The organism is Coriobacteriaceae bacterium, assembly GCA_025992855.1.
Taxonomy (GTDB): Bacteria; Actinomycetota; Coriobacteriia; order Coriobacteriales; family Coriobacteriaceae; genus Collinsella.
In genome coordinates this window covers 1,207,584-1,220,106 of the sequence record DAJPGB010000001.1, presented here as the reverse complement: position 1 = coordinate 1,220,106, position 12,523 = coordinate 1,207,584, and the positions used below count along the sequence as shown (strand labels likewise).

The 12,523-nt window shown below is 56.4% G+C and carries 11 protein-coding genes; 6 read left to right on the top strand and 5 right to left on the bottom strand.

The annotated features are described in order from the left end of the window. Positions 1-31: 31 nt before the first annotated feature. The 4 genes from OIL88_05100 to OIL88_05085 form a co-directional block, all read right to left on the bottom strand. Positions 32-1,192 (bottom strand): DUF2974 domain-containing protein, encoded by a 1,161-nt coding sequence (locus tag OIL88_05100; protein HJI71743.1) that lies wholly within the window; start codon positions 1,190-1,192, stop codon positions 32-34. Positions 1,193-1,319: 127 nt separating this feature from the next. Continuing rightward, positions 1,320-2,270 carry an L-lactate dehydrogenase gene (locus OIL88_05095; GenBank protein HJI71742.1) on the bottom strand — a complete coding sequence of 317 codons (951 nt, stop codon included), beginning with the start codon at positions 2,268-2,270 and terminating at the stop codon, positions 1,320-1,322. A gap of 201 nt (positions 2,271-2,471) precedes the next feature. After that, a complete protein-coding gene (locus tag OIL88_05090; GenBank protein HJI71741.1) occupies positions 2,472-3,635 on the bottom strand; it encodes an aminotransferase class I/II-fold pyridoxal phosphate-dependent enzyme in 1,164 nt (387 codons plus the stop codon). 118 nt (positions 3,636-3,753) lie between these two features. Next, positions 3,754-5,742 carry an NAD(+) synthase gene (locus OIL88_05085; protein HJI71740.1) on the bottom strand — a complete coding sequence of 663 codons (1,989 nt, stop codon included), beginning with the start codon at positions 5,740-5,742 and terminating at the stop codon, positions 3,754-3,756. 98 nt (positions 5,743-5,840) lie between these two features. Here OIL88_05085 and OIL88_05080 point away from each other — a divergent pair, with 98 nt between their 5' ends. Continuing rightward, a complete protein-coding gene (locus OIL88_05080; protein HJI71739.1) occupies positions 5,841-6,059 on the top strand; it encodes a hypothetical protein in 219 nt (72 codons plus the stop codon). 88 nt (positions 6,060-6,147) lie between these two features. Here the strand turns inward: OIL88_05080 and OIL88_05075 are convergent, their stop codons facing one another. Further along, complete coding sequence (locus tag OIL88_05075) at positions 6,148-6,648, bottom strand: hypothetical protein (protein ID HJI71738.1); 501 nt, start codon at positions 6,646-6,648, stop codon at positions 6,148-6,150. Positions 6,649-6,895: 247 nt separating this feature from the next. Between OIL88_05075 and OIL88_05070 the strand changes: the two genes are divergently transcribed. The 5 genes from OIL88_05070 (at position 6,896) to OIL88_05050 (ending at position 12,506) form a co-directional block, all read left to right on the top strand. Continuing rightward, on the top strand, positions 6,896-7,033 hold the full coding sequence (locus OIL88_05070; protein ID HJI71737.1) for a hypothetical protein: 138 nt from the start codon (positions 6,896-6,898) through the stop codon (positions 7,031-7,033). A 71-nt stretch (positions 7,034-7,104) separates the two neighbouring features. Beyond that, on the top strand, positions 7,105-8,529 hold the full coding sequence (locus tag OIL88_05065) for a radical SAM protein (protein ID HJI71736.1): 1,425 nt from the start codon (positions 7,105-7,107) through the stop codon (positions 8,527-8,529). Continuing rightward, on the top strand, positions 8,520-9,887 hold the full coding sequence (locus OIL88_05060) for an ABC transporter ATP-binding protein (protein ID HJI71735.1): 1,368 nt from the start codon (positions 8,520-8,522) through the stop codon (positions 9,885-9,887). Before OIL88_05065 ends, OIL88_05060 begins: the two co-directional genes overlap by 10 nt. Before the next feature lie 228 nt (positions 9,888-10,115). Continuing rightward, positions 10,116-11,069 carry a hypothetical protein gene (locus OIL88_05055; protein HJI71734.1) on the top strand — a complete coding sequence of 318 codons (954 nt, stop codon included), beginning with the start codon at positions 10,116-10,118 and terminating at the stop codon, positions 11,067-11,069. Positions 11,070-11,204: 135 nt separating this feature from the next. Further along, positions 11,205-12,506 carry a hypothetical protein gene (locus tag OIL88_05050; GenBank protein ID HJI71733.1) on the top strand — a complete coding sequence of 434 codons (1,302 nt, stop codon included), beginning with the start codon at positions 11,205-11,207 and terminating at the stop codon, positions 12,504-12,506. The last annotated feature ends 17 nt before the right edge of the window (positions 12,507-12,523 follow it).

Genomic DNA, 12,523 nt, shown 5'->3' with positions numbered 1-12,523 from the left:
GCATCGGGGACAGGTTGCTTTGCACCAATGGTTAGCGCAGGAGCTCGGACTGCCAAGCCTCGAGCTGTTCTGCCAAGCTCTTGCCGGCAGCGGGCATGTCGATCTGGGGACGTTTGGGCAGAAGCGCACACTTAAGAATCGCAACGATAGTCTGCGAGACAAAGCGTCGCGTATCCTTGTCAAAGCCTTGCGCAGCCTGGAGCATCACGGGCAGGCTCTCGCGCAGATTCCCAGCGATATCCGCAAACCGCTCAGCACCCGTAGCCTCAAACACGGAGAACAACGCATCTACAAAACGCTCGCGCTCGCTAGGCGACACCGCAAGCAGCATCTCGCGAATGGAGCCATCAACGTATCGAGCACCGGCGGACAGGCGCTCACAGTACACGAAGTCGCGACCATCAACCACCCAGCTAAAGGGATTGTGCTGCAGCAGGCTGAACTCAGTGCTCTCGACGATGGCATAGTCCTCCTGTGTCTCGAACATCATGCCAAAAATCGACGACCGAGGTAGCGTCTTGTCGATTCTACCGGAAAAATCGGCAAAGGCGTTGCCGTTCAGAAACTCCTCGACGAAGCCCGGACCATCATGGGAATACGCCCGTTCGATTCGCTCACGAGCGACATCGGAGCACATCGCCGCACCGTACACCGCAAGGTTTCCACCCTTGGAATGACCTCCGCACAAAAGCGGCCCGTCAATCGCATCCGCCGCCTCGTCCACATAACGCGCCGCGGATTCCTGGGCCGGCACAGGACACCGGAACGCCATGTTAAAGTCCTCTTTCCAGCCCACAATCGTGCTGTCGGTCCCTCGGAAGGAAAGGTAGCTAAACCCCGCCGGAAACCGGAACGCCATGGCTGCAAACTGCTCCGTTGTCTCGGCATCACTCACGCTACGATAGCCGCAAACACGAACGCCACGGTAGCGAGGGCTTGCTGCCACAGCCTCCAACAGGGCACGGCTCCCCTCCGGATCCCACAGGTCGCCAATCATGTCTTGGTAGCACTCGGCGCGCAGCAGCTCGCGTACGTCTAGGCCCTGCCAGTTCGTCAGCTCCGCCATATCACCCGGCAAACGCAAATAGGACAACCACGCAAAGACCAGGCTATCCACCGCGCAGAACGGCCATTCCTCAAACGGATCAAACGCCGTCTGGGCATAGGTCAAAAAATTAGGCGAATCCGACATGGCCCTCCCATCAACTATGGTGCATTGGGGTGGTGCAAAGCAACCTAACCCCCTCGCACCAAAAAGGCGCCCGGACCGTGTGGCCCGGACGCCTTTCATTGTAGCCTGTTGCCCAAAAGAGCTTGATTTAGCAGGAGAAGTCGACGCTGTCGATGATGTCCTTGAGGGCCTTGGCGGAGGCGGTGAGCTCATGCTGCTCGTCATCGTTCAGCGGCACGGGTACGCGGCAGACAACGCCATCGCGGCCAACGACCGTCGGCATGGAGATGGCCAGATCGGACAGGCCATACTCGCCCACCATGAGCGAGGAGACAGGCAGAACGGTCTGCTCATCGCGCATGACGGCAGTGCAGATGCGCTTGACGGCCATGGCAACGCCATAGTAGGTGGCGTGCTTCTTCTCGATGATGGTGTAGGCGGAGTTCTTGACGTCCTCGGCGATACGCTTCTCGGCAGCCTCATGCTCCAGATGACCGTGAAGCTCGCAGAAGGTGTTCAGCGGAACGCCAGCAACCTGAGCGCTGGACCAAGCGACAAACTCGGAGTCGCCGTGCTCGCCCATGACATAGGCCTGGACATCGCGCGGGTCAACCTCGACGTGGGCACCAAGCATCTGCTGCAGACGGCCAGTGTCGAGCACGGTGCCGGAACCGATGACGTGGCCCTCGGGCAGGCCGGACATCTTGATGGCAGCGTAGGTCAGAACATCGACCGGGTTGGAGACGATTAGCAGAATGCCGTCGAAGCCGGACTTCTTAATCTCGGGGATAATGGACTTAAAGATGTTTACGTTCTTGTTGACCAGGTCCAGGCGGGTCTCACCGGGCTTCTGGGCAGCGCCAGCGGTGACGACGATCATGGCGGCGTCGGCGACATCGGAATAATCGCCGGCGTAGATCTTCATCGGCTCGGCAAACGTCATGCCGTGCGCGATATCCAGAGCCTCACCCTCGGCGCGGTTCTTGTCCACGTCGATGAGGACCATCTCGGAGAACAGACCGCTCTGCATCAGAGCGAACGCCGAAGACGAACCGACGAAGCCGCAGCCGACAATAGCGACCTTCTTCTCGTTAACCATTAGAAACTCCCATCTCTCTCCACAAACAAGCCGCCCGGGAACGACCCGAGCGGCTTGCCGTAATCCCAATACATCCAATCGGGACTTTGATTATGCTCCTATTCGCAGCCAAAAATCGACCGTTTACCGAAATTGTTTGCAGTATTCGTAAAATAACTGCACGAAATCGGTTTCGAGCTATTGACGAGTCGAAATAGGTTTCTAATACAGGCCCGCCTCGCGAATGGCCTCGACAGCCAAAGCGATCTGATCGGGCGGCAGGACCAGCGCCATGCGCACGTGCCCCTCGCCCGAAGGGCCAAAGCTCGCGCCCGGCGTCACCACAACGCCGGCCTTCTCCATGAGCTCCTCGCAAAACGCCATGGAATCGGTGCGACCACCGGGAAGCTTGGCCCACACAAACATAGAGCCATGCGCGTTGGGACGCTCCCAGCCCAGGCCCTCAAGACCGTCGCACAGGGCATCGCGGCGTTCCTGGTACTTCAGACGCTGCGCCTCGACCTCATCGCGCGGACCGTTCAGGCAAGCGATGGCGGCCTTCTGAATCGGGAAGAACATACCAAAGTCGATCTGGCCGCGCAGCTTGGCAAAGGCAGAGACCACATCCTCGCGACCGACCAAAAAGCCGATGCGGGCACCGGTGACGTTAAACGACTTGGAGAGCGAGAAGAACTCAACGCCCACCTCGAGCGCGCCGGGATACTGCAAGAAGCTGCCGCCGGGCTCGCCGTCAAACACGATGTCGGAGTACGCGTTATCATGGACGATCAACAGATCATGCTCGCGGGCAAAGGCGATAATCTCCTCGTAGACCTCGGGCGTGCCCACCGAGCCGACCGGGTTCGCGGGCAGCGACACGATCATGTACTTGGCACGATCGGCAACCTCGGGATCGATACCCGCCACATAGGGCAGGTAATTGTGCTCGGCAACCAGCGGATAGTATTCGAGCTTGGCATCGGCGATCTTGGCACCCGCCTCAAAGACCGGGTAGCACGGATCGGGAACCAGAATGGTGTCACCCGGATCGAGCAGGGCCAGGCCCAAATGGCCCACGCCCTCCTGCGTGCCGTTGCACGACTGCACCATAGACGGCGTAATGCCCGAAACGCCAAAGCGGCGCTCATAGTAATCGCACACGGCTTGCTTGAGTTCGGGCAGGTCGCGCAGGGCATACTTCCACATCTCGGGATCTTGGGCTGCCTGCGTGAGCGCCTCGACCACATGGTCGTACGGCTTAAAATCGGGCGTGCCCACGCTCATGTTGTAAATGGTCTTGCCCTGAGCCTTCAGCGCGAGAAGCTTGTTGTTGAGCGAGGCGAAGACCTCCGCGCCAAAGCGGTCGAGACGCTGCGATGCCTGCATGGTGCCACCTTTCGATATAAAAAACGCGGCGCTCCGACAAGAGCGCCGCGCGATACGGGCCATCAGATTGCAAAAGTGTAACGCTTGCAACCCCCGTATTGGTTCAATTTAGCCAACCTTAGTCAACTGGATTGAGCGCGTCGATCTGCGCAAGCCACAGACGCGAGCTAGCGTCACTCGGCATACGCCAATCGCCGCGCGGGCTGAGCGTCACCGAGCCCACCTTGGGACCATCGGGCAGGCAGCTGCGCTTAAACTGCTGGGCAAAGAAGCGACGGTAGAACGTACGTAGCCACGTGTGGACGGTCTTAGCGTCGTAGACGCCCTTGAAGCTCTTGAGCGCCATGCGGTAAATCTTGCCAGGCTCAAAGCCAAAACGCAGCAGGTAGTAGAGGAAGTAGTCGTGAAGCTCATACGGGCCCACCAAATCCTCGGTCCTCTGCGCAATCTCGCCGTCGCCCGTGGGCGGCAGAAGCTCGGGGGACACCGGCGTATCGAGGATATCGAGCAAGACCTCGGCAATGCGCCCGCCAAAGACATCGGCGGCATAGCGCACCAGATGGCGCACAAGCGTCTTGGGCACGCTCGCGTTGACGGCGTACATGCTCATGTGGTCGCCGTTGTAGGTAGCCCAGCCGAGCGCCAGCTCCGACAGGTCGCCCGTGCCGATGACAAAGCCGCCAGCCTGGTTGGCCAGATCCATCAGAATCTGCGTACGCTCGCGCGCCTGGCTGTTCTCGTAGGTCACGTCCTGCACGGTCGGATCATGCTCGATATCCTTAAAGTGCTGCTCCACGGCAGCATGGATCGAGACCTCGCGGAAGCTCACACCCAAGTCACGAGCGAGCGACTCGGCATTGGACTTAGTGCGGTGCGTCGTGCCAAAGCCAGGCATGGACACGGCCGTGATACCCGTGCGCGGCAACCCCAGTGCATCGAAGGCACGCACGGTCACAAGCAGCGCTAGTGTGGAGTCCAAGCCGCCCGAAAGACCAATGACTGCAGCCTTGGTACCCGTATGGGCAAGGCGGGTCTTGAGGCCGGCGGTCTGCAGGTCGAGGATGGTCTCGCAACGCTCGGCCAGGTCACCATGGTCGACCGGCACAAAGGGCGCGCGCGGGAAAACGCGGTCGATATCGCAGGCATCGCGCAGGACAGGTTCTTCGGCCAGCACGCCCTCAAACGAAAACTCAACGGTCGTGGCCTCCGGAGCATCGTCGGTGCGCGTCCACGTCGTCGAGCGACGGCGTTCGGCAACCAGGCGGTCAAGGTCAACGTCGGCGATGGCCATATCGCAGGTAAGCAGTTTGGTCGCGGCGAGCTTGGAGCCGTTTTCGTAGACGAGGTTCTCGCCCGCAAAGACCATGTCGGTCGTGGACTCGCCCTCGCTCGCGTCCGCGTAGGCATAGGCGCAGTACAGGCGCGCGCTCTGATTGGAGATTAGGCTGCGGCGGTAATCTGCCTTACCGATAATCTCGTCCGAGGCCGACGGGTTGAGAATCACCGTGGCACCGGCAAGCGCCATCTCGGTCGAAGGGGGCGCCGGCACCCACAGGTCCTCACAGACCTCAACGCCCAGCACCAGGTCCTCGGCGCCCTCATCACAGCAACGGTAGACAAGCCCCGAACCCAGCGGAACCGGACCCTGACCGGCAAATTCAACCCACACGGGATCCGCAGGCGCCGGAGCAAACCAACGGCGCTCATAGAACTCGCCATAGTTGGGCAGATACTTCTTGGCCGTAAGGCCCAAAAGCTCGCCCGCGCAGCACACGGCGGCGCAGTTGTAGATATTCTCGGCAACTGCAACGGGAAGACCGATGGTAAAGACAATCGGCAGCTCACGAGTCTCGTCGAGGATATGCACCAGAGCAGCCTCGCAGGCATGCAGCAGCGTGCGATTATGGAACAGATCAGCCGCGGTATAGCCAGTCAGATTAAGCTCGGGCAACACCAGCGCGCGAACGCCGCGCTCGGCAGCATCGCGAACAGCCGCCAGCGCAACCTCGGCATTGCCCTCGACATCGGCCACGCGAATCCGCGGTGAGGCCGCCACCACACGCAAAAAGCCATCGTTCTTAACTTGACCATTTAGAAAATCGTTCATGCGAGCTCCAACATATCCGTTTAGCCGCGGTGAGCGGCGGCGATAAAGTCCGCTTCCATTGTACTGTCAAGTTCAATCAGTGCTGATGGGACGGGCTCATGCTTAAAACTGAAAAAGGGAAGCAAGGGCGGCGTTTAGCAGTAGAACGAGATCTCGTCCACAAGGAAAAATGCCTTCCATTTAGAGCAGATCAATTCATGCTGAGCGGCGATAATTTCACAGAGGTCGTCAAGCGTGCTCCAAGGGATTTTCGCTTTGTTATTAGCGACAATGCAACCTCCCCTGCGAGTCAGCCAGATTTTGGCCGAGTTATCTGAAGGCGCCCCCTTGCAAACATGGACATGGATTGGCTCGCCCGCTTCGTTGGACCAAAAGAAGACCCTATAGCCGCCAATAAGAAAAAGGCTAGGCAACTTTAGCTCCTCCGTTTGCGGCGTAGCGATACAGCAGATGGGCGTTATTGCTCAGAAAAGTCTCAAATCCCCGCTTCTCCTCGTCGGTGAAATGCCCCTCCCACATGGTCCAATTGTAAGAAGGCAACTCACAACGAGCGGAGTCGAAGCCCTCTGCCGTCGGTCGCTCAAAATGCACGATAACCTTTTCGGTATCGCCATCTGTAATCAGGTCAGAATGAATGACCTCGGTACCGTCTTCGAATGTCATATACGGGTACATCACGTAAACCACCTCGCAATCGTAAGTCCAGTTTAGCATCAAGCTATTTCGCCAAAGACAGCAAGCCCCCCTTGATGAGTTGATGGTATCTGTTACCGACTCCAGCCAGACAACCGATGGCTCGAAGCCGAGCATGGGCGGCAAGGCAAACAGCAATGCGCCGGAAATGGGCACAGCCGACAGCGGCAACAGTAGCTCGAGCGGTTCCGCATCTGGCACGGCATCGGCCAACTAGGTGCCGCATCCCCAGATAGACAATCTGGACAACAGACGTGAACCGGCGACAGAATTTGAAAATCTCTCTTGAAGAATCTCGCTTAAAAACTAAAATGCACTATAAGATGCTCAGATTTAGTTCTCGCAGATTGGACTAGTCCATTGTAGTTTTCCATTAGACAATTCGGCAATTCAATTCAAGCCGTAAAAAGGCTAGTCCATTCGGCACGGCGATAATAGGCCCCCACAGGGAGGTTTTATTATGTCAACTGATGATTTGCGCTCTATTTTGTCTAAATATGGAATCGATGCATCTGATTCTCTCATCAATAGCATTCCTGAAACATCTTATGCCGAGGAGCATAAGGCTGAACAGGATTTGATTCCCATCCGCTACTAACACCGCTGTCCAAGTAGCCATTCATTCGATTTGAGCCTATTGTCGTCGTGCCCCTATTACGGGAAGACACCATGGAAATCACTACATTCATTGATGAACATCCGAAACGCGTCGATGTCCAAAAGCAGGCAAAAGCCTTCTATCTTGGCCCCAATATTTTCATTCGACCATTTGATGACAATAATTCTCTGGTCATAGATTCATGGAACAATATCATCGATATAGCCCCGAAAGATGCAATCGATCCTTCAACGCGCCTATGCAGGATAGCGGGTCGATATTTTCCGAAAACAAATGATTCTAAATCCGAGCTAGAGTCAATTGCTTTCGACTCCGAATACCATGAACTTCAACGCGGAATTAACGTCATATCACTTTGTCCGACCTTCTCTTGTAATTTGGCGTGTACGTATTGCTTCGAACGCGCCTTCGACCTGCAAGAACCACAAAGCGCCGAAAATAACATGTCGTCGATGCTTGAAGAGGCAGCTGTTTTCGTTCAGGAAGCGAAGCGTCTATACCCAAACAACCCAACCGTTATAGAACTATTCGGCGGAGAACCGTTGCAGCACAAGACCAGGAACTTTGTTTCCAATGTCCTCAAACTTGCTCGCGAAGAGAGTGTTGGAGTTTCGATAGTTACGAATGGCTACGACCTCCTCTCGTTTTTAGATCTGTTCGTTTTGTTTAGGGACGTATTGAAGAGCGTTAGCGTCACCCTAGACGGAACGGCACAAATTCACAACACGGCCCGTGTAACTAAAAACGGAAAAGGATCATTCGAAGCAATTAAACGCTCCGTTGATGCCATGACAGAACTGCGACTCCCCATCCGCGTGTGCAGCAATGTCAGTAAACTTTCAATAGATTCACTTGAACAGCTGATTCTTTTTGTTAAAAACTCTGGATGGACTACATCGCCGTTCTTTCAATTTGAAATTGGACGAGTTTACGACCGATATGCAACAAATAGAAACAACGAAGTCTATGAATACGAGATACAGCGTAAATTAATCGAAATTTTCGAAAACTATCGGCCGAAGTGGTTGATATCGGGATTTATGAAGTCAACCGAATTTCCGTCTAAGATTCTCGGAGTTGACTTTGGACAGAATGAATACGGTAAAGAACGATTCGCATACTGCTGGGCCACCTCAAACATTATTCGCGGATACTACTTAAGCCCCGATATGCAGCGCTATCGTTGCACGACAACAGTCGGAAACCACAAATTCAGGCTTCCTGAAAATGAGCAGTCCGTCAACACGTCACATTCATGGCTCAACCCCATCGAGCATCGTAGTGAGAAGTGCCTGCAATGTCCAATTGGCGGTTACTGCAATGGCGGATGCCAAGTTGAAAGGCACTTCAAATCCGCCGAAGCCATTTGTGACTATGAATTAACTAACTTTCTGAAGTTCGTTGATTGCGTAGCCATACCGCGAATCCACGAGCTGCTTTGCAATCCCTCTGGAGGTTCTCAGCCGTGCCGGTAGTCCTTTGTATCATTGGTATCCTTGCCCAGCAGGGAATGGTCGCTCTTACCACCATCGCCATCGCGAGTGCTGCCTGCGACGTATCCTCAGGCATTGACCCCACTCGCTCGATTATCGTGTTCTGCGTCCTGTTGGCTTCCGTCAGCATCCCCGAGATGTTCATTGAATTCGAAAAAGAACGGTCAAAGTACTGGTTTCTCAATAAGGCCGTAAGTCATGCCGCGACTTCAAACTATGGCGCAACTAGCGCCTTCTTTAACAAGCGCATTAAAACGGAAAAGGAGCCCTATATCGACACGGAGCTCTGGATCGTCATTTCAGATAACGTCGCCTATGCGGCTGATGCATTTACGACCTTAATTAATATCATTTTTAATACAGCGGCGACAGCCAGTGTATTGGACAGCTCCTTTGCCGTGGCAATCGTTTTGTCGGGCGGAATATCTCTATCCACAGCACTGATTTCGTTTCGTTTAGTAAGGAAACCAGCATCAGAATCGCAAATTGCACGGTCGCGCCTTTTTTCTGCAATACGAAAGTGCATCCCGAATTCGTGGATCGGAAACTCCCGTTGCTTTAGAGATTGGAGCACGTATTATCTCGCAAGAGAAAACACCTCGAAGCGGGCACAGATCAGCCTTACGCTCGCTCGAGGTGGACTCTCTACCCTCGCAACAGTGGCAAGCACTATCCCGTTTATCGTTGCGATTTTCCATTACTGTTTGGTCCATGCAGGCAGCCCCGCCCCGCTAACAACCCTTATAGCCATTCTTCCAAGGCAGGTATCGATTCTTCAAAACATCAACGTAATAGTTGTATATGCAATCCAGCTCTCCGAAAGGACAACGAGGACAGCATTAGTTCGAGACAACCTGATTCTCACCAACGAAGAAAAACGCCAACATGGACTCATTAAGTGGGACAAGCTACGGGTTATCCCAGCAGAAGGGGTAGAGAGCAGCGTTGTTCCCAAGAATATGTCCGATATTGAAACCGCCACTCGAAATTTCTCCCCAGGGAGAACGACGCTACGAGGAGCCAATGGCAGCGGGAAAAGCACACTCTTAGCACTGCTCAAAGAAAGATTGGGAGATAGGGCTTTTCTTCTTCCCGCCCACCCAATGCTTTATTTCACAGAACTTGACACACAAGAGGCATCAAGCGGACAAGCGGTCACTCGAATACTCAAACTCTTGGAGTCTGGCTATCTAGAAGAGAACTGCAACGTGGTTCTTTTAGATGAGTGGGACGCCAACCTTGACGAAATAGCGCGAGCGGACCAGGACATATTAATCGATGATATTGCCCGATCAAAATGCGTCATCGAAGTGCTCCACAACTCTCGTAAGAACAAATAGGCCGCCTTTGCACACTCTTTTCGTACGTTTCTGGGTCAGATTCCGTGCGAAATTACCGCATATCGAAACGGGCACCGAGCCCAACGCTAAAAAGGCAGACGAAACGAAGCCCCATGGCTTTGGTGAGTTGGTGGTGTTGCGGGCGAGTCCATCTTCGGTCCACACGAGATGGGTACCCTTGGGGCTAGACAACCTGTCATAGCACTAAACGAACCGGGAGGACCCCGTATGACATCCAAGTACACCGACGCGCCACGTACACGCGTCATGACGCCGGCATCGCTCAACAACGGCGTGCACGAGAACCATTCCATCGGACAGACCATGGCCATCGCGCCCAAAAAGGGCCTGTTCGATGACATTTCCATTCCCCAGATCATCGCCGGCGCCGCAGCTGCTGCCACGAGCGTCGCGCTTGCCTCCAAGATTGGCATCGCTGGTTCAGTAATTGGCGCCGCCGTGAGCTCGGTCATCACCGTTGTGTCCTCGCAGGTCTACCGCCACTTTATCTCTGCCAGCGCCAAAGCCCTCAAAGGTACGCACGCCGACGTCGACTACCCCGCCGGCGCCTATGAGCCCGTTGAGCTTAATGCCGAGGAGCACCTGGGCGGCGCCGCGACTACGCAGGAGATGCGCCAGGTTGCGGGGCGCGCGACCACGGCGCGCGTCGCCCCCAACAGCCTGCGCGCCAAGGCGGCAGCAGAGCGCAGCCAGACGCAAAAGAAGGTCATCGTCTTCTCGATCGCCATCGCCATCGTCGCGGTCATCGCCTGCGCCGGCGCCATCCTTATCACCACTGCCGGTGAGGGTCTGGGCGAGCGTCCCGAGCCAATCCTGTCGTCGCGCACGACCGAGAGCGATGCAAATGGCAACACCCAGTCGCAGGATCAGCAGGCACAGACGGACGACACGCAAGACAGTTCTGCCTCTGCCAATTCGTCCTCGAACACCCAAAACCAATCGCAGGGCACCGATTCCTCTACGGCCAACAGCGGTACGCAATCCGGCACGACCGACTCAAGCCAAACGACTGACAGCTCGCAGCCGAGCACGGGCGACCAGACGAGCGGCAATACATCGGGCACAGGATCTACCGACAACAGCAGCACTAACAGCTCGGGCGGCACCACATCGGGCACAACATCTGACAGTTCAAGCCAAGGCACGACATCGGGCAACTAGGCACTGCATCCTCAGATAGGCAACCTGTACAACGGGCGCGAATCGACAGCGGTTCGCGCCCGTTTGCCTTGGGCGACGAGATGGCAAGGCCTGTGCGATGGTAAGATGCTTTGGTGTGTAAAGAGGAGATTTGCCATGAGCAAGACAATAGTTAAGCCCACGCTTTCGCTGGGCAACCACATCTATCTGTATCGCCTGCTGCGCGATGCGATTGGATGCGGCAAGCAAACGTTTATGACGCAGGTCGAGGAGGCGCTCGCCGCTGGCGATATGACTGCTTATGACCTGGGCTTCGAGTCCACGCGCGAGCTGCTCGAGGAACTCGACGACTGTATTAAGCTGACCGTCTTTAAGGGCGGTCGCCTGTATGCCACTGTCATCGCCAACGATGCCTGGGATGCCGCCCTTGCCAAGGGCGAGGACAAGCCCAAGGCCACCAAGGGTGCCAAGCAGTCCTACAAAAAGAAAAAGCGCGGCGAGAAGGACCTCAAGGCCGTGCGCCCCAAGCACGTCAAGCGTCCCGAGCCCGAGCCCGAAGTCGCTCCGGAGCCCGACCCCGAGACAGAGATCGAAGTCACTATTGAGGTAACAGCAGAAGCCGAAACCGAAATCGCCGCCACGTCCGATCCCGAAGTCATATCAGAGCAGGAGGCCGCTGCGGAGCTCAACGAGGCTCCCAAGTCGGCAACCGAAGAAGCCGCTAACCAACCCGAGACGTCTGCGTTCCAAAACAGCGATGTCTTTGGCGACGAGGCCGAGGACAATCAGCCCGACGAGCCCGACGATCAAGACGCTACCGAGTCGGCGCCGGAGCCCGAGACGCCGCAGCCTGCCATCTCGCTTACGGTCGTCTATGACCCCGAGAACGCAAACGCCGGCATCACCACCATGGCCTCCACACCAATCGAGGCAAAGCCGTCTGTCGAGGCAGAGGACGCCCCGCAAGCCGACGCCAAAACCGAGACTGAAGACACATCCGTCTCCGTGGAACCGACAGATTTCGCAGTTAAGCCAGAACCGGCGCCCGAGTCTGCACCCGTCATCGAGTCCGCATCCGCACCTGTCTATGACCAAATTCCCGCACCGGTACCGGCTTCGGTACCCGCAGCAGCACCGGCCCCCGCACCCGCAACGCCCGCCATCCCCGAGGACTTCCCCGTCGATTTCGCAACCGAGGTCTTCTGCCCCGGCCCGTTGCTACACCAGCTGTCGACCTATCTCCCCTACGGCGCCGACACGCTCGGCATCGTCGGCGAGTACTACTGGATCGCCCGCGAACGCGGCACCATCGAGGCCGCGCGAAACCGCGCAATCTTCCCCCTGCGCTACACGCAGGCCGGCGAGCGCCACGAAGTCACCGTGCGCATCCGCCGCAACACCACCGGAGGCCTCGGAGCCACCTGGACCGTCGACAAGGTTGAAGAATCCAACGAATAGCAAAACGCGGCGAACGT